The sequence below is a fragment of the Sphingomonas sp. MJ1 (PH-R8) genome (assembly GCF_048058635.1).
Lineage (GTDB): Bacteria > Pseudomonadota > Alphaproteobacteria > Sphingomonadales > Sphingomonadaceae > Sphingomonas.
In genome coordinates this window covers 1-16,748 of sequence record NZ_JBBEFX010000019.1, presented here as the reverse complement: position 1 = coordinate 16,748, position 16,748 = coordinate 1, and the positions used below count along the sequence as shown (strand labels likewise).

At 69.0% G+C, this 16,748-nt stretch carries 14 protein-coding genes and 1 tRNA gene; 5 read left to right on the top strand and 10 right to left on the bottom strand.

Going from position 1 to position 16,748, the window contains the following annotated elements; translation table 11 throughout:
- Position 1 precedes the first annotated feature (1 nt).
- Together VPH46_RS13925 and VPH46_RS13920 are read right to left on the bottom strand one after the other, a co-directional pair.
- Positions 2-787 carry an SDR family NAD(P)-dependent oxidoreductase gene (locus VPH46_RS13925; RefSeq protein ID WP_416612122.1) on the bottom strand — a complete coding sequence of 262 codons (786 nt, stop codon included), beginning with the start codon at positions 785-787 and terminating at the stop codon, positions 2-4.
- A 33-nt stretch (positions 788-820) separates the two neighbouring features.
- Positions 821-1,972 carry a fumarylacetoacetate hydrolase family protein gene (locus VPH46_RS13920; RefSeq protein WP_416612120.1) on the bottom strand — a complete coding sequence of 384 codons (1,152 nt, stop codon included), beginning with the start codon at positions 1,970-1,972 and terminating at the stop codon, positions 821-823.
- A 152-nt stretch (positions 1,973-2,124) separates the two neighbouring features.
- Between VPH46_RS13920 and VPH46_RS13915 the strand changes: the two genes are divergently transcribed.
- Complete coding sequence (locus VPH46_RS13915) at positions 2,125-3,696, top strand: carboxylesterase/lipase family protein (protein ID WP_416612118.1); 1,572 nt, start codon at positions 2,125-2,127, stop codon at positions 3,694-3,696.
- On the opposite strand, the gene VPH46_RS13910 is transcribed toward VPH46_RS13915, so the two are convergent.
- Entirely contained in the window at positions 3,688-4,572 is an 885-nt protein-coding gene (locus tag VPH46_RS13910; protein ID WP_416612117.1) for a diacylglycerol/lipid kinase family protein, read from the bottom strand. The genes VPH46_RS13915 and VPH46_RS13910 overlap by 9 nt on opposite strands.
- Before the next feature lie 92 nt (positions 4,573-4,664).
- On the opposite strand from VPH46_RS13910, the gene hemB reads away from it, so the two are divergent.
- Positions 4,665-5,657: a porphobilinogen synthase gene (gene hemB, locus VPH46_RS13905; RefSeq protein ID WP_416612115.1), complete on the top strand. Its 993-nt coding sequence runs from the start codon at positions 4,665-4,667 to the stop codon at positions 5,655-5,657.
- 66 nt (positions 5,658-5,723) lie between these two features.
- A complete protein-coding gene (locus tag VPH46_RS13900) occupies positions 5,724-7,964 on the top strand; it encodes a spermidine synthase (RefSeq protein ID WP_416612113.1) in 2,241 nt (746 codons plus the stop codon).
- A gap of 6 nt (positions 7,965-7,970) precedes the next feature.
- On the opposite strand, the gene VPH46_RS13895 is transcribed toward VPH46_RS13900, so the two are convergent.
- The gene (locus VPH46_RS13895) at positions 7,971-8,462 is read right to left on the bottom strand and encodes a hypothetical protein (RefSeq protein ID WP_416612111.1); all 492 of its coding nucleotides are present in this window, start codon (positions 8,460-8,462) and stop codon (positions 7,971-7,973) included.
- Between the two features lie 83 nt (positions 8,463-8,545).
- Here VPH46_RS13895 and VPH46_RS13890 point away from each other — a divergent pair.
- Positions 8,546-8,622: transfer RNA gene (locus tag VPH46_RS13890), tRNA-Arg, on the top strand.
- Positions 8,623-8,679: 57 nt separating this feature from the next.
- Here the strand turns inward: VPH46_RS13890 and VPH46_RS13885 are convergent.
- The gene (locus VPH46_RS13885; RefSeq protein ID WP_416612109.1) at positions 8,680-9,912 is read right to left on the bottom strand and encodes an NAD(P)/FAD-dependent oxidoreductase; all 1,233 of its coding nucleotides are present in this window, start codon (positions 9,910-9,912) and stop codon (positions 8,680-8,682) included.
- A 79-nt stretch (positions 9,913-9,991) separates the two neighbouring features.
- On the bottom strand, positions 9,992-10,894 hold the full coding sequence (locus VPH46_RS13880; protein WP_416612184.1) for an ROK family protein: 903 nt from the start codon (positions 10,892-10,894) through the stop codon (positions 9,992-9,994).
- A gap of 373 nt (positions 10,895-11,267) precedes the next feature.
- On the opposite strand from VPH46_RS13880, the gene VPH46_RS13875 reads away from it, so the two are divergent.
- Positions 11,268-12,491, top strand: coding sequence for an ROK family transcriptional regulator (locus tag VPH46_RS13875; RefSeq protein WP_416612107.1), 1,224 nt, complete (start codon positions 11,268-11,270; stop codon positions 12,489-12,491).
- On the opposite strand, the gene VPH46_RS13870 is transcribed toward VPH46_RS13875, so the two are convergent.
- From VPH46_RS13870 to VPH46_RS13855, 4 genes are read right to left on the bottom strand one after another with little or no spacing between them, the layout of a single operon-like run.
- The gene (locus VPH46_RS13870; RefSeq protein WP_416612105.1) at positions 12,488-14,446 is read right to left on the bottom strand and encodes a beta-N-acetylhexosaminidase family protein; all 1,959 of its coding nucleotides are present in this window, start codon (positions 14,444-14,446) and stop codon (positions 12,488-12,490) included. The genes VPH46_RS13875 and VPH46_RS13870 overlap by 4 nt on opposite strands.
- A 49-nt stretch (positions 14,447-14,495) precedes the next feature.
- A complete protein-coding gene (locus VPH46_RS13865; protein ID WP_416612103.1) occupies positions 14,496-14,771 on the bottom strand; it encodes a hypothetical protein in 276 nt (91 codons plus the stop codon).
- Positions 14,768-15,889 carry an NADH:flavin oxidoreductase/NADH oxidase gene (locus VPH46_RS13860; protein ID WP_416612101.1) on the bottom strand — a complete coding sequence of 374 codons (1,122 nt, stop codon included), beginning with the start codon at positions 15,887-15,889 and terminating at the stop codon, positions 14,768-14,770. The genes VPH46_RS13865 and VPH46_RS13860 overlap by 4 nt, the downstream gene beginning before the upstream one ends.
- A gap of 10 nt (positions 15,890-15,899) precedes the next feature.
- Entirely contained in the window at positions 15,900-16,745 is an 846-nt protein-coding gene (locus tag VPH46_RS13855) for an oxidoreductase (protein ID WP_416612182.1), read from the bottom strand.
- Positions 16,746-16,748 lie beyond the last annotated feature (3 nt).

Here is a 16,748-nt window from a genome sequence, read left to right as displayed (position 1 = left end):
CTCAGCGCCAGCCGGCGTCGATGAAATAGTCATGGCCCGTGCACATCCGGGCGTCGTCGGACGCCAGGAACAGCACCAGGGCTGCCACGTCCGAGGGCTGGATGCGGCCGTTCAGGCACTGGCCGGCAATGATCTCAGCCTCGCCTTCGGGCGTGTACCAGCGTTCCTGCCGGGGCGTCTGGACGTTGCCGGGAACGATGGTGTTCACGCGGATGTTCTCACGCCCCAGGTCGCGGGCCAGGCTGCGCGTCAGCCCTTCGATCGCCGCCTTCGAGGTCTGGTAGAGCACCAGTTCGGGCAGCGCGAGGTGCCAGCTGATCGAACCGAAGTTCAGGATCACGCCGCCGCCGTTCTGCTTCATCGCCGGGGCCACCGCCTGCGCGGCGAAGAACTGGTGGCGCAGGTTCACCGCCAGCCGCTCGTCCCAATATTCCGGGGTGACCTGCTCCACCGTATGACGATCGTCATTGCCGGCATTGTTGATCAGGATGTCGACGCCCCCGAGCTCGGCTTCCATTTCCGCAAAGCAGGCGCGCAGCGCCGCGATGTCGGTCAGGTCGCAGCTGAAGAAGCGCGGGGCATGCTCCGCGTCCGGGGAAAGGCGCGCGACCAGCTGCTGGCTTGCTTCCTGGGCGATGTCGACGAAGGCAACGCGCGCACCCTGCGCCACGAAAGCCTCGGTCAGCCCTTCGCCGATCCCCGAGCCGCCGCCGGTGACGATCACCCGCTTGTTCTTCAGGCTCGGGTAGATCGCCCGCCGTTCGGCCGTACTCGTTTGCTGCAACACGGAAATCCTTTTTAACTGATGTTCTGGCGGCGCTCAGCGGGCGAGCAGGCCGCGCTGCGCCAGGTTCTGCATCAGGGCACCGATGCCCTGGCTCCACGGCGCTGCCGCCTTGGAGGTGGTGACCGTGTTCACCAGCGTGCCCAGCCGGGCGCTCGCGATCGTCACTTGGTCGCCCACCTTGTGGGTGAAGCCCCGGCCCGGCGCGTCGCGGTCCTGGGTGGGCGCGAACAGCGTCCCCAGGAATAGCACCAAGCCATCCGGATACTGGTGTTCGCTCATCGCCTGGGCGAGCAGCGTCTCGGGGTCGCGGCTGATCTCGCGCATCGTGCTGTAGCCGTCGAGCGTGTAGCCGTCGGCGCCCTCGATCCGCAGCGTCACTTCGGCCGCACGCACGTCGTCGATGCCGAAGCCGTGGTCGAACAGCCGGATGAACGGCCCGAGCGAGCAGGACGCATTGTTGTCCTTGGCCTTGCCGAGCAGCAGTGCCGATCGGCCCTCGAAATCGCGCAGGTTGACGTCGTTGCCCAGCGTCGCGCCGACCGCGCGGCCGTTCGCGTCGGCAAGCAGCACGACCTCGGGCTCCGGGTTGTTCCAGGTCGAATCGGAACGGACGCCGACCTCGGCGCCCCAGCCGACGGTGGAAAGCACCGGCGCCTTGGTGAAGATCTCGGCATCCGGGCCGATCGCGACCTCCAGATACTGGGACCAGAGGCCGTCGGCGATCAGCGCATCCTTCAGCGCCGCAGCCTCGGCAGAACCCGGCACTACCGAGCGGATGCTGCCGCCCAGCGCACTTTCCAGGCGCGTGCGAACTTCGGCGGCGCGCTCATGATCGCCCCGCGCCCCTTCTTCGATCACCCGCTCCAGCGCGGAAACCGCAAAGGTCACGCCGGCGGCCTTGACGCACTGCAGGTCGATGGGGCTCAGCAGCCGCACCGCCGCGTCGGCATCGGGTGAGAGGCCCAGCGTCTCCAGGTCGCCGATCGCTTCGCCGCCGGTCGCATCCGTCACACCCTGTGCGACCAGTGCGGAGACGGTCGGAGCCACGCGCGCCATGTCGTGGACGATGCCGTCCTTGATCAGCACGGGGGAGGGGCCGGCGCCGCGATCGATGCGGCCGAGCAAGGTGGCGCTGCGCCAGTCAGCCGGCAGCGCGCCGAGAATCGAGTGCTGAGTTTCTGTCATGTCCTCTCCGTCCCTGTTAGCGGTATCGTTCACGCCGAAGCGGTCCGTCAAGTGAGCGATGGCGCCGATGCGTCATCCTCCGGCCCGGGCGCTATGCCACATCCGCAGTTCGCCCCCTTGCGGGGCTTTCTTCGATGGCCCAGGTTTGCGCGATGAGATGGAAGCGTCTGCTGCCGTTGCTTCAGGGCGAGTTGGTCTATCCCGGGCGGGTGTCGCACCTCGTCCAGGCGCCCGATGCGAGGCGGGAAACCGTTCGGATCGCGTCCGGTCTCCTGTCGGGCGTCGCGGCGGGGCACGGCCGGGCGTTCCTCGGCATTCCCTATGCGGCGCCGCCGGTGGGCGCGCTTCGCTGGCGAGCACCGCGGCCCGTCGAGCCGTGGCAGGGTGAGCGGGATGCGACCCATACCGGCTCACCCGCGGTGCAGAGCGTCGGCCAGGGTCGGTTCGCGCCCGTCGCAGGGAGCGAGGACTGCCTGTATCTGAACGTCTATACACCGCCGGGAACAGCCCCGATCAGGGGCTGGCCGGTGATGGTCTTCCTCCACGGGGGCGCCTTCTCGCTGGGCGCCGCAGACAATTACGACCCGAGCCTGCTGGCGACCGAGCAGCAGGTGGTGGTGGTCGCGCCCAACTACCGGATGGGCGCCTTCGGCTTTCTCGCGCATCCCGCACTTGCTGCCGAAGAGCCGGACGGCGGGTCGGGCAACTTCGGACTGCTCGATCAGCAGGCGGCCCTTCGCTGGGTTCGCGACAACGTCGCCGCCTTCGGGGGAAACCCGGGGGAGGTGACGCTGTTCGGCGAGTCCGCCGGGGCCTGGAGCACCTCCTACCAGATGCTCTCCCCGGGAGCAGCGGGGCTGTTCCACCGCGCCATCCTGCAAAGCGGCGTGGCGGTGGACCCACTCTCCATCGTGGCGGCAGCGGAGGCCCTGGCCGACGGCCAGGTTTTCGCGGAGCGGCTCGACGCCCACGAACCCTACGCACTCGATCGCCTGCGCGCGCTTCCCGCGGTGGAGATCGCCCGCACGGCCCCGGTGCGGCGCGGTATCCTGGGTCCGGAAAGCTGGGGGCCCGTCTGGGGCGACGCGGTGATCCCGCAGGAGCCCGCGCGCGCCTTTGCCGACGGACACTACCAGCAGATCCCAGTGATCGTGGGCACCAATAGCGAGGAGGGGCGGATGTTCGGCCTCGCCATCCGCAACCGCGCCGACTTTGCGGCACGCGTGCGCGCAGACTGGGGCAGTGATGCCGATGCGGTGCTTGCCCGCTACCGGGCGGAAACGCGGGTTGAGGCGCAGCTTGCTTTCGCCGCGGTCATTACCGACGCACGTTTTGCCCATCCGGCCGATCGCATGCGGCGCCTGCTTGCCGGCCAGTCGCCGGTTTACGGCTATCGCTTCGATGACGCCGACGCGCCATTCACCATCCCGCACCCTTGGGCGCCGATGCCGATGCGCGCCTATCATGCGGGGGAACTCGCCTATGTGTTCGGCACCCGCTGGGTGCTCGCCAATCCGGCGCGCTTCACCCCTGCGCAGGCGGTGCTTGCACGCCGGATGCGCGATGTCTGGGGCGCCTTTGCCCGTGGCGAGGCGGTGGCGGACTGGCCGCAGTTCACCCGCGCGGAGCCTGTCGTGCGCGTGTTTTCACCCGAAGGCGACCGCAGGGAGACCGACTTCGCCGAACGCTACCGCTGCGACTTCTGGGAAGCCCGCCTAGGCTGACGCGGGCGCCATCACCCGGATCACGCCTGCGGCGATGCGGGCGGTCACCGGCGTCTTCGCCAGCACCTCGCCGTCGATCGAGATCGGCAAGGGCGGATGGGTCGCGATCCGCAGTTCGCGGGCGTGGAAGGTGACGGTGTCGTCGCGGCGGGAGTCGAGCCCCAGCACGGTCGCGCCCCAGTTGCGTAGCAGCCCGCGGCGACCATTTCGGGCCACAGCCTGAACGATGATCTCGCCGCTATCCAGCCGCGCTTCTTCGATCAGTTCGACGCCGCCGTGGAACCGGCCGTTGGAGATGCGGACCTCCGTCGCCGACAGCCGCTTGGCATCCGCACCTTCGCCGATCACCAGTTCGAACGGGCGGAAACGGACGAATTGCAGCGTCGCCCAGGCGAGATAGCCGGCACGACCGAACCAGCGCTTGAGCTTGTGCGGGATGGTGCTGGCAATCTGGGGTGAAATGCCGATCGCCGCGCAATTGGCGAAATAGTCGCCGTCGATCATCCCTAGGTCGATCTGCCGCGGCGTGCCGTTTCGCAGCACCTCCACCGCGCCTTCGATCTCCAGCGGAATGCCCAGGGTGCGCGCGAAGCTGTTGGCGGTGCCGAGCGGCAGCACCCCCAGGATCGTGTCCGTGCCGACCAGATGGTCCACCAGGCTGCTGATCGTGCCGTCGCCGCCGCCCAGGATCAGCAGGTCCGGCTTGCGGGCCATCGCCTGCTCCACCGTCTCGTGCAGCCGCTTGGGATCCTCCACCGGATACGGCGCCACCTCGAAGGGGAGGCCGGACAGGGCGGCACATGCCTGCTCGAATTGATCCTGCCCGGTGCGGGACTGCGTATTGACGACCAGCGCGGCCGAGCGGATCTTGTCCATGCACCCTCAACGCGCAAAGGGGCCGCCGGATGCACGCGGGGTTGCGTGGCCTGCGCTTGCGCACCGCCGGAGCTTGGCCCACACAGCGGGGCATGTCTATCGCCGCGTATCCCGCCCTTCGCCTTCGTCGTACCCGTGCCGCCGACTGGAGCCGCCGGCTGCATGCCGAAACGGTGCTGACCCCTGCAGACCTGATCTGGCCGCTGTTCATCATGGAAGGGGAAGGCGAGGAGCCGGTTGCCGCATTGCCCGGCGTGTCGCGCTGGTCGATGGCCGGGCTGGTCGAGCGGGCTCGCGAGGCGCGCGACCTCGGCATCCCGTGCCTGGCGCTGTTCCCGAACACGCCCTCCCACCTGCGCACCGATCTGGGCGAGGAATCGTACAACGCGAACAACCTGATGTGCCGCGCGATCGCGACCATCAAGGATGCGGTGCCCGAAGTCGGGCTGCTGACCGACGTCGCGCTCGACCCCTATACGACCCATGGCCATGACGGCCTGGTGGACGATCGCGGCTATGTGATGAACGATGCGACCGCCGAACAGCTGGTCCGCCAGGCACTGGCACAGGCACGCGCCGGGGCCGACATCATCGCGCCCTCCGACATGATGGACGGCCGGATCGGCCTGATCCGCGACGCGCTGGAGGGCGACGGCCACCACAACGTCCAGATCATGGCCTATGCCGCCAAATACGCCAGCGGCTTCTACGGGCCGTTTCGCGATGCGGTCGGCTCGCGCGGGCTGCTGAAGGGCGACAAGAAGACCTATCAGATGGACCCCGCCAACGCCGAAGAGGCGCTGCGGGAGGTTTCGCTGGATCTTTCCGAAGGCGCCGACAGCGTCATGGTGAAGCCGGGGCTGCCGTATCTCGACATCATCGTCCGGGTGAAGAGCAGCTTCGAAGTGCCTGTTTTCGCGTATCAAGTCTCGGGAGAATACGCGATGATCGAGGCGGCTGCCGCGGTTGGCGCGGCGGACCGCGACGCCCTGGTGCTGGAAACGCTGATGGCGTTCAAGCGCGCGGGCTGCACCGGCGTCCTGACCTATCATGCGGCGCACGCCGCCCGCCTGCTCGGCGCGTGATCTGAACCGCGTGCGTCTGCGTACCCGACGAGCCGACTGGGTCACCGGTATGGACCTGTTGCCCAGATGATGGAGGGGACTGAGCCGGCGTTTCCGCGCCCCGGGCCTGCGCGCGCGCTCTTCGCTCTGACGATCCTGACCGGATCGTTCCTGCTGTTCCTGGTCCAGCCGATGGTCGCGCGCATGGCGTTGCCGCGGCTGGGCGGCGCCCCCGCCGTCTGGAACTCGGCGATGCTGGTCTACCAGGCGCTGCTGCTCGGCGGTTACGCCTACGCGCATTGGCTCGCGCATCGCCGGCCCCGTACGCAGGCGCTGACCCACCTCTCGGTTCTGGCCCTCGCTGCCTTGTGGCTTCCGATCGGCCTGTCGGCAATGCGCCTGCCGGCCGGCGCGGAGCCGGGGCTTTGGGTGCCGTGGCTGCTCGGCGCCTCGATCGGCCCGCTGTTCTTCGCCGTTTCGGCCCAGGCTCCGCTGATGCAGCGCTGGTTCTCGACGGCAACCGGCGGGCGGGACCCCTATGCGCTCTACGCCGCCTCCAACGTGGGCAGCTTCGCCGGGTTGCTCGCCTATCCGCTGCTGGTCGAGCCCAAGCTCGCGCTGGCGGGGCAGAGCTGGCTCTGGACCGCCGGCTATCTCTTCCTCGTCCTGCTGGTGTTTGCCTGCGCGCTGCTGCTGCCGCGCAGCGGTCCGGCCGCCCACCGTGCGCCGCTGACCAGCCCGGCGCCCACACGCGCCCGCTTGTGGTGGTGGATCGCGCTCGCGTTCGTGCCCTCGGGGCTGATGATCGAGACGTCGAGCTATCTCACCACCGACATCGTCGCGGTGCCGCTGCTCTGGGTGCTGCCGCTCGGCCTCTATCTCCTGAGCTTCACCGTCGCCTTTGCCGCGCGGCGTGGCCTCGCCAATTTCCTCACGCGCTACGCACCCGTGGCGGTGCTGGTGTTCGGCACCATGGTCATCGCCGGCCACCACGGAAACGCCGCGGCCAATGCCGCCGTGGCGCTGCTGCTGCTGTTCGTGGTGTCGGTCGCCCTTCACAGCTGCATGTACGAGAACCGGCCTGCGCCAGAACGGCTCACCGGCTTCTATCTCGCCATGTCCGTGGGCGGGGCGCTCGGCGGCGTGTTCGCCGGGCTGATCGCACCCGTGCTGTTCGACTGGACCTATGAGTTCCCGCTGCTGATCCTGGCAGCGGGTGTGCTGGTGCCCCAGCACTTCCTGTTGCCGATCACCGCGCAGCTTTGGGGGAAAGGGCGTGCCCGGCGGCGGATCATCGCTGCCGCAATGCTGGCTGTGACCGCGTTCGCCGTCTGGCTCGGCCTCGACCATCAAGCCGGCTTGTCGGGCGGAGCTCGCCAGGGGGTCGTGTTCGTGGCGCTCGCCCTGCTCGGGCTGTTCGCGATCGGGGTGCGACCGGTATTCGCTGGCGTGCTGGCCGGCGCGCTGTTCCTGTTCGGCGTCTATGACGCGCTGCGGCTCTCGGCGGTTCCGGGCGCTCGCACGCGGAGCTACTTCGGCGTCTACACCATCACCGAACGTCCCGAGGCGCGCGATCTCGCGCACGGCACGACCCTCCACGGCGTGCAGTTGCTCGGCAGCGAGGCGCGGCTGCGCCAGCCGACCACCTATTACGTTCCCGGCTCAGGCGTGGGGCAAGCGATGCGTGCGCTCCCGACGCTGTTCGGAAGCCATGCCCGCGTGGGCGTCGTCGGTCTCGGCACCGGCACGCTCGCCTGCTACGCGCGTCCCGGCCAGCGCTGGCGCTTCTATGAGATCGACCCGGCGGTGGTGCGTATCGCGAGTGATCCGCGCCGCTTCAGCTTCCTCGACCGCTGCCTGCCCGGCGCCGACATCAAGCTCGGCGACGCGCGGCTCTCGCTCGCGGACGAGCGGAGCAGCGATCTCGACCTGCTGGTGCTCGATGCCTTCACCTCCGACGCGGTGCCGCTGCACCTCATGACGCGCGAAGCGTTCGAAACCTATGCCCGCGTGCTCGCGCCCGACGGGCTGCTGCTGCTGCACACCTCCAACCGCTATCTCGCAATGGAACAGGTGGTTGCCGCGACCGTCGCTGGCACCGGCTGGAAGGCGGCTGCCTTCGACTATTTTCCGACGGACGACGAGGCAGGGCAGGAGGCGACCGCGTCGGAGTGGATCGTACTCGGCCGCGGCGACAGCTTCGGCCGCCTCGTGCGCTCAGATGCCGGGTGGCGTGCCCTCCGCCGCGAGCCAGGCCTCGCGCCCTGGACCGACGACTATGCCTCGATCGTGCCGGTGCTGCGCGGCGTCACGATCAACGCCGACTAGCGTGGATCAGGCGAGCAGCGCTTCGATCGTGCGGACCCGCTGCACCTGCGCATCGGCGCGCTCGCGGCTGCTCTTCAACGCCGCGTCGAGGGCAGGGTAGGCGGGCTCGCCCGCGGCGGCGCGATCGATCGCCAGCCGCTCCAACTCCGCGATCGGCTGCTGGATCTCACTGCGGGCGACGTCCACTTCCGCCAGCGCCGTCTGTGCGTCGAGCCAGCGCTCGCTGCCCTGTGCGGAGCCCCTTGCGGCACGCGCCAACTGTTCGGCACGATCGGCTGCCTTGCGGAAGGCGGTGTCTGCCGCATCGACCGCGGAAGTCAGCTTGGCGATCTGTGCGTCCAGCGCGGGATCGGCGGTCGCGACCGGCACCGGACGCTCCGGCTCGGCATCGCTGCGCTGCTCGATCGCGCGCGGCAGCAGCGAAGGGAAGTCGCCACGTTCCTTGACGCAACCGGAGGCGAGGAGAAGGACGACGAGCGGAAGGACGGGGCTGCGCATGACGCGGGTCTAGGTCGTGCAGAAAAACTGCGCAACGGGCTTGCGTCCCCCGGAAGCCGAGCCTATTAGGCCACCTCCACCGGGCGCCCGTAGCTCAGCTGGATAGAGCATCAGACTACGAATCTGAGGGTCGGACGTTCGAATCGTTCCGGGCGCGCCATCGAAAGCCCTGCCAGGCATCAGCCCGGCAGGGCTTTTGTGTATCTGGCCGAAAGCGTCAGCCCTGTGCCAGCGCCTTGAGCGGCGTGCCCGTGTCGGCGAGGCCCGCGGGGTCCGCGATCGTTCCGGCCATCACCAGCGCACGGCCCTGCACATAGTCCCGCGTCGCGTTCACGCAGTCCAGCGCCACCACCCGGCCTTCGCGCAAATAGACCAGCGAGAAGCTGCGCGACGCCGGTTCCCCGCGCACGACCAGCGCGTCATGACCGGCCAACAGACCGACCGTCTGCAGCTTCAGGTCATACTGGTTCGACCAGAACCACGGAACGGCATGATAGGGCGCGGGGTCGTCGAGGATCGCGCGCGCCGCGGTGGTCGCCATGTCGTTCGCGTTCTGCACGGACTCAAGCCGGATGGGCAGCCCGTCGGCAAAGGCGTTGGCGTGAAGCGCGCAGTCCCCGATCGCATGGACATGGGGCAGCGAGGTGCGGCAGTGCGCGTCGACGGCCACGCCATTGCCCCCCTCCGCGCCGGCCGTCAGCAGCGGCTCCACCGCGGGAACGATGCCGATGCCGACGATGATCATCTCCGCCGGCAGCACCTCTCCGTCCGCCAGCTGCACGCCGGTCGCTCGGCCGTCCCGTTCCTCGATGCAGGCGACACGCACGCCCAGCCGGACGTCCACGCCATGGGCACGATGTTCCGCCTCGTAGAAGCGCGACAGCGGTTTACCCGCGACGCGCGTGAGAACCCGGTCCTCCGCCTCCAGCACCGTCACCTGCTTGCCGAGCTTCGTCAGCACCGCCGCCGCTTCCAACCCGATATAGCCGCCGCCGATCACCACCACCTTCGCGGTCGTCGGCAGTTCGTGGACCAGCCGGTCCACATCCGCACGGCTGCGCACCGAGTGCACGCCGGCCAGATCATGGCCGGTGCAGCTCAGCGAGCGGGCATGGCCGCCCGCCGCCCAGATGAGCGTGCCGTAGTGGATCGTCGTGCCATCGTCGCACGCGACGCTGCGCGCAGCCGGATCGACCGCCGTCACCCGCCGCCCGGTCCGCATCGTTACTGCGCGCTCTTCCCAGAAGGCGGGCGGGCGGATCAGCAGCCGCTCGAACGGCTTCTCGCCGGCGAGATACTCCTTCGACAGCGGCGGCCGCTCATAGGGCAGTTCCGGCTCCTCGCCGACGATGGCGATGGTGCCGGCGAACTTGCGCTGGCGCAGCGCGATCGCGGCCTGTGCCCCTCCGTGTCCGGCTCCGACGATCAGGATATCGAAGCGGTCGGTCACGGCAGAATTCTCCGGCTGGGTGTGAGGGCCGCCCTATAGCCCGGCCGACGCACTTTGGGAGGGGGCGGGCGCCGCCGCGTCAGCCGGCAGTCGCCGCCACCGCGATCGCGCCCAGCGGACCCGCCAGCGCACCCAGTGCCGGTGCCACGATATACGGCCCATCGGACGGAAGCTGCATATAGCCGCCCAGGCTCTCCAGCAGCGCGGCTTCGATGCGGGCGTGGAGGTGCGGCTGTCCGGACAGGACGCCGCCGCCGATCGCGATGCGCAACGGTCCCGTCGTGCAGACGAGGTCGTGGCACATCAGCGCCAGCGCAGAGACGATCGGCTCCCACACCGGATCGTCGCTCGCGACCTCGGCCACGGGCCGGCCACCCAGCCGCGCTACCAGCGCGGTGCCGGAGGCGAGCCCCTCGATGCAGTCCGGATGATAGCGGCAGACGCTTTTCAGCGTATCGGACGGCAGCCGCGGCACGCGCAGATGGCCGATCTCGCTGTGGCTGATGCCGCGCGTGGGGCGGCCATGCACGACCAGCCCGACCCCGACCCCGGTTCCCACCGTCACATAGGCGAAGTCCTCGAGGCCCTGGGCGCACCCCCAGCGGATCTCGGCCAGCGCGGCGCCGTTGACGTCCGTGTCGAACGCCACCGGCACGCCGAAGGGGGCAGACAAGGTGCCCAGCACATCGGCGCCCGGCCAACCGGTCTTGTTCGTCGCCAGCACCTGACCATAGGTCGGGGAGAGCGGATTGATGTCAATCGGGCCGAAGGATGCGATGCCGATGGCGCGAAATCCGTGCGTCCCGTGCCACTCGACCAGGGTGGCGAGGATCGCGGGCAGCGTCTCCGTCGGAACCGTCGTCGGCACCGTACGCTGATCCAGGATCGCATCCGGCCCATGCGCGATCGTGCAGATGCACTTGGTGCCGCCAAGCTCGATCCCCACCAGCGGAAGCGCCGGGGCGGTGGGCGTGTCGGTCATCATGCGTCGGCGTTCCCTTGCTGTGTCATTCTGGGATGAGATGGTCGGCGCGCTGCCGCCATCAGGGTCAGCCGAAACATGGTTGATCTCTCCCCTTTGCTGCCGTCGTTCCCCGCGACGTGCCACGGCGCCTACGCTGTCGAGCGAATTAGTACATCAAATATCGTAACTCAATGAGTCACGCCGGCGGCGACAATGAAGCTGTCCCAAGCCTTTGTCTTCTGAAAGGTTGTATCCCGCGCCGGGTGCGGCATTAATGCCATGTTATCGATCACAGCCGGCAGACCGGCGAGCAGGAGAGGCAGATGCGTCCAGGGGCGGTTCGGTGTCGGCATTGGGTCCAAACTACCGGCCGGAAAGAGGATCCGTTCGCATGATGGAGAACTCGCCTGGTGCCCGTTTGTCCGGGACCAACCTGGAACGGGCTGCCGACCACAACCAGCGGGTGACGCTGCACGCGATCCGCGTCGGCGGGTCGCTGACGCGCGTAGACCTCGCCGGGATCACCGGGCTTACGCCGCCAGCCATCGCCAACATCACGCGTCGCCTGCTGCAGGATGGCCTGATTGAGGAAGCGGGGCAGCGGCGTGGCGGCCGCGGGCAGCCGCCGACGAAGCTCGTGGTCCGGCGGGATGCCTGTTACGCGATCGGCATCAACATCGACCGGGATCACATCACCATCGTGCTGGTCGACTTCTCGGGACGGATCCTCGCCCGGGTGTCGGAGGAAGTCGCGTTCGCGCTTCCCGATCACGTCCGCTCCCTCTACGTCCGCTCGATCGAGCGGATGCTGCAATCGGCGGACGTGCCCTCGTCGAAGCTGGTCGGCATCGGCGTCGCCGTGCCCGACGACCTGGAGTTGGTTGCGCTACCAGGGCGGCCTCCGGAATACGACGCCTGGAACGGCATCGACATGGCGTCGCTGTTTACAGAGCCGTTCGACCTCCCGGTCTTTGTCGAAAATGACGCAGCGGCTGCGGCGAGCGGAGAGATGCAGCTGGGCCTTGGCCAGAAGTACAACAGCTTCTTCTACGTGCTGCTTTCGTCGGGGCTCGGCGGGGGCTTCGTGGTGGATGGGGCCTATGTCCGCGGCGCCAACGGGCGCAGTGGCGAACTCGGCTTCATGCTGGCCCCGGACGGAAACGGCGGGCGTGAGACGGTGCAGACCCTGGTCTCCCTGTCAGGCCTGTCGCGGCATCTGGAGGCCGCCGGCTTCAGCCTGACGGACATCATGCATCGCGCCGAACTCGCGCCCGAAGCGCAGACCTGTGTCGACGCGTGGATCGAGGCGGCGGCACGGCGGCTGTGCACGCCGATGGCGGCGATCTGCTGCCTCATCAATCCGGCAACGGTGCTGGTAGGAGGGCGGCTTCCGACCGCCCTGGTGGAGCAATTGGCAAACCGGGTGAACGCCCTGATGGAGGATCAGGCCGACGTGCTTCCGGCGATCGCGCCGGTCGCGCGTGCCGCCCTTTCCGAGGACGCGCCTGCGGTCGGGGCTGCGGTGCTGCCGTTCAGCCACTTCCTGCTGCCCAAGCCCGGCGCCTTGTGGAAGACGCCGGCCCTGGTCGGGGGAGAGGCGGCGACAGGCCTTTAGTCGCCAGCCGCCGCCGAACCCGGCACGTAGATCAGCGAGGGCGCCTCGGCCACGAACCGGTCGAGCACGCCGTCGGCGACCTTGATCGCCCCCTGCGGGCGCGTGGTGCCGGGGATCGTCTGCAACTTCTCCGCTTGGGCGGCGAGCGCCCGTGCCTGGGCAAAGAAGCCGGCCGCGCGCGGGCTGCCCTGGTTCGCGGCCGAAAGCCCGCTCGCGGTCGCCTGGAGCGAGCGCCCCCACAGCTGGAGCGCATCGAGCCACGGCTGGCTCTGCGCGACGAACCCTTGGTCCGCCACTCCCGCCCGGATCGTGTCGGAGGCGGTGGCAAGTGCGTCCGCCGTCGTCTTCAACCGCTCCAGAGCCGCCTCACGTGCAGGCGCATCGCCGCTGGTGATCGCATCGGTCACTTCGTCCAGCGTCGCCTTCAGTCGGGGCGCGGAGGGCTGCCAGGGCTGGCTGCCGAAGGTGGTGGCCAGGTGCTGCGCGTCGAAGAACACCATCAGCGCCTCAGTGGTGGCGGCATCGCCCGACGCCAGCATCCGTGCCGCCGCCTTCCAGGCCCGATCCGCATCATAGCCCCGGTCGTTCCAGGCGAATGCGGCGCTGCCGAACACCGCGACGCGGCTCGGCGCCTCCTGGTTCATCGGGTTGGCCAGGATCCCGCTCAACTCGCCCGAAAGCCCCGCCTCGCGCCGCGCATAGGGCGCCATCAGCAGGCGGCCGGTCGACTCACCATAGTCGTTGACCGGGTAATTGTCCCACAGCAGCGTTTTGCGGCCGAACGCCTTGGTCGCCGCCTTGGCGTCACCGATCGAGATCGCCGGCGGCACCACGTCGGTGCCCGTCCACTGCACGAACACCGCAGGATCGACCTCCCGCAGCGCCGCCTTGTAGGGCGATTCGGTCGTGTTGAAATATTCCGTCGGCACGATCATCAGTTCGGCCTGGTCGCCGTCCTTGGTCTTCAGCCAGCGGTAGATGGTGTTCGACAGGTTCGCCTGCGCCAGGCCCGCCGCACGCTGGCCCGGCTCACCCAGCGCTGCGCGATCCTCGTCGCAGTTCCACTTGGTATATTCGATGTCGTCGAACGCGATGTAGAAGGACCGCACGCCCATGGTGCGGAACACCTCGAACTTGCGCTGGAGCGCCTGCACGTCGGACGGCCGCGAGTAGCAGATCGAGGGACCCGGGGAGATCGCATAGGTGAAGCGGACGTGGTGACGCCGCGCCTGATCGATCAGCGTCTTCAGCGCGTCGAGCGTCGCCTGCGGATAGGCATCCCGCCACTTGTCGCGCGCAAAGGGGTCGTCCTTGGGACTGTAGACGTACGTGTTCGCCTTCACGCTGCCTAGGAAGTCGAGGTGCCGGGCGCGGTCGTCCATCGACCAGGGCGCGCCATAGAAGCCCTCGATCGTGCCCCGGATCGCCATCGCGGGACGGTCGGCGATGGACACCGCCGGCATGGTCCCACGCGCGGTCAGCTGTCGCAGCGTCTGCGTCGCATAGTAGAGGCCGTCCGCGTCCTGTCCGGCGAGCACGACCAGCGCGCCGTCCCCGTGCGCACCGCTCAGCAGGGCATAGCCCTCGCGCTGATCCGGCAGCGTGCCGCCAAGGCGCGAAACGGCCGTGCGGACGGGAGCCGAACGCGTGGTGCCGATCACCACGACGGTGCCGTCCGATTTCGCCGGGAGGGCGCGGGCGAATCCGACCTTTTCCACACCGGCAGCGGCCAGTGCGCTGCGGACCAGCGCCAGCGTTTCCGCATCCGCCGCATCCGCGCCCACGATCGTGGCTTGCTTGCCAAGCTCCAGCGCCGCGCCCGTCAGGCGCATCGACACCGGCTGCGGGAAAACCGCAGGAAGCGTGCCCTGGGGCGCAGCCGATGCGGCAGCCGGAAACAGCGCGGCGGCTGCGGTGGCGAGGAAAATCGATCGGGGGAGGCGGGTCTGAGGCACTTTGGTCTCCGAATGGTCACCAAAAGGTCTCAGATCATGCCGCCCCTGTCTAGGGGCCGGGTGCCTCCAGCGCGCGCCTTTGCTCTTCCCCCTGATCCGGGCCGCCCTCGGCCCGAAGCTTTGCCGCGGCGGCGCTGCGAACCAGCACCGCCGTCGACAGGAGGATCGAGGAGACAAGGCCGCCGATCGCGAGCAACCCGGCCGGCGTCACCTCCACCGTCGCGCTTAGTCCCCGGCGCCGGCCCAGCTTCACGAACACGGCCGCGCGCTGGGGGCTGTTCGCCAGTGCCTGCGGCGCGGCGGGCGGGTTGCTCTCCACGATCATGACTCCGCGCTTTCCTGGAAGTCGAACAGCGCGCGATACTGGCGCGGCTGCGAGCGGAGATACTGGTTGGCGGCGCGAACCCGCGCCCCCAGGTGCGCGGCTGCATGCCACGGCCAGCGCGGATCGTAGAGGATGGTGCGGGCAAGGCCGACGAAGTCCGCGTCGCCGGTGCCCACGATCGCCTCGGCCTGTTCGAAGTCGGTGATCAGCCCGACCGCCACGACCTGGAGACCGGTCGCCTGCTTCACCGCCCGGGCGAGCGGCACCTGATAGTTCGGACCCACCGGGATCTGCTGGCGCGGATCGAGGCCGCCGCTCGACACATGGATCAGCCCGCAGCCGCGCGCTTCCAGCGCCTTGGCAAAGGCGATCGTCTGCTCCGCGTCCCAGCCGCCTTCGACCCAGTCGGTGCCGGATACCCGCACCGTCACCGGCTTGTTTGCCGAGAAAGCGTCGCGCACCGCGTCATAGACCTCCAGCGGGAACCGCATGCGGTTCTCCAGAGTGCCGCCGTAGTCGTCGGTGCGCTGGTTGGAGAGCGGCGACAGGAACTGGTGCAGCAGATAGCCGTGCGCCGCGTGGATCTGGATGGCGTCGATCCCCAGCCGGTCGGCGCGCCGCGCGGCATCGGCAAAGGCATCGCGCACCCGGTCCATGCCGGCGCGGTCGAGCGCGGTCGGCGCATTCTCATGCGTCTCGAACGGGAGGGCCGAGGCGGAGACGGTCTGCCAGCCATTCGCATCGCCCGGCGGCAGCTGCGCACCGCCCTTCCACGGCACCTCGGTCGATGCCTTGCGGCCGGCGTGGGCGAGCTGGATTGCGATCGGCATCGACGAGTGACGGCGGATGCTCTCCAGCGTGCGCGCCATCGCCGCCTCGGTCGCGTCGTCCCACAGGCCGACGTCGGCATAGGTGATGCGCCCTTCCGGCACGACGGCGGTCGCCTCGATCGTCAGCAACCCGGCGCCGGACAGTGCGAGCTGCCCCAGGTGGATCTGGTGCCAATCGGTCATGCAGCCATCGGCGGCGGAATATTGGCACATCGGCGCAATGACGATGCGGTTGTCCATCTTCAGCGAACCCAGGGTCGCCGGCTTGAAAAGGGCTGGGGCGGTCATGCGAACTCCGTCAGGCGTCGGGAAAGTCGGTGGCGAGGCTGATGTCGCGATAGCGTTCGATCTCGGCGAGCCGCTCCTTGAGCCGCGCGACCACCGCGTCGTGGCCGAAGCGGCCGAGCACCAGGTGGCGCGGCGGGTCGGGCTGCTCGGAAAGGGCGATCATCGCGTCGGCGGCGCGCGCCGGGTCGCCGGCCTGGGTGCCGCTCACCCCGCGGGTATCGTCCATCCGCTTGCCGGCGGTTTCCGCATAGTCGGCGATGCGGTTGGGCGTCTGGCGTAGCGAGCGGCCGGCCCAGTCGGTACGGAACGGCCCCGGCTCGATGCAGGTCACGTGGATGCCGAGCGGCGCAACTTCGGCCCGCAGCGTATCGGACCAGCCTTCGACCGCATGCTTGGACGCGGCATAATAGCCCGAGGCGGGAAAGCCGATCAGCCCCGCGACCGAGGTGATGTTGAGGATGCGGCCGCTACGCTGCGCGCGCAGGATCGGCAGCACGGCGCGGGTGAGCGCGAACAGCCCAAAGACGTTGGCGTCGAACTGGGCGCGGATCTCTGCCTCTTCGCCCTCCTCGATGCTGCTCTGATAGCCATAGCCGGCGTTGTTCACGAGCACGTCGATGCGCCCGAACTTGTCCTCGGCGGCTGCCACTGCCCTGGTGATCTGGGCCTGATCCGTCACGTCCAGCGCCAAGGCCAGTGCGCGATCCTCGCGGCCTTCGACCAGGTCGGCCACGCTGTCGCGGTTGCGCGCCGTTACCACCGCTCGCCAACCGCGCTCGAGCACGCGGGTTGCGAGTTCGCGACCGAACCCGGTGGAACAGCCGGTGATGAACCAGACGGGGGAGGATGGGGGCATGGG

Coding starts and splice junctions, on each gene's coding strand:
- hemB (WP_416612115.1), top strand. CDS start 4,665: ATGTCTATCGCCGCGTATCCCGCCCTTCGCCTTCGTCGTACCCGTGCC.
- VPH46_RS13860 (WP_416612101.1), bottom strand. CDS start 15,889: ATGACCGCCCCAGCCCTTTTCAAGCCGGCGACCCTGGGTTCGCTGAAG.
- VPH46_RS13910 (WP_416612117.1), bottom strand. CDS start 4,572: ATGGACAAGATCCGCTCGGCCGCGCTGGTCGTCAATACGCAGTCCCGC.
- VPH46_RS13920 (WP_416612120.1), bottom strand. CDS start 1,972: ATGACAGAAACTCAGCACTCGATTCTCGGCGCGCTGCCGGCTGACTGG.
- VPH46_RS13865 (WP_416612103.1), bottom strand. CDS start 14,771: ATGATCGTGGAGAGCAACCCGCCCGCCGCGCCGCAGGCACTGGCGAAC.
- VPH46_RS13855 (WP_416612182.1), bottom strand. CDS start 16,745: ATGCCCCCATCCTCCCCCGTCTGGTTCATCACCGGCTGTTCCACCGGG.
- VPH46_RS13880 (WP_416612184.1), bottom strand. CDS start 10,894: ATGACCGACACGCCCACCGCCCCGGCGCTTCCGCTGGTGGGGATCGAG.
- VPH46_RS13900 (WP_416612113.1), top strand. CDS start 5,724: ATGATGGAGGGGACTGAGCCGGCGTTTCCGCGCCCCGGGCCTGCGCGC.
- VPH46_RS13895 (WP_416612111.1), bottom strand. CDS start 8,462: ATGCGCAGCCCCGTCCTTCCGCTCGTCGTCCTTCTCCTCGCCTCCGGT.
- VPH46_RS13875 (WP_416612107.1), top strand. CDS start 11,268: ATGATGGAGAACTCGCCTGGTGCCCGTTTGTCCGGGACCAACCTGGAA.
- VPH46_RS13915 (WP_416612118.1), top strand. CDS start 2,125: ATGAGATGGAAGCGTCTGCTGCCGTTGCTTCAGGGCGAGTTGGTCTAT.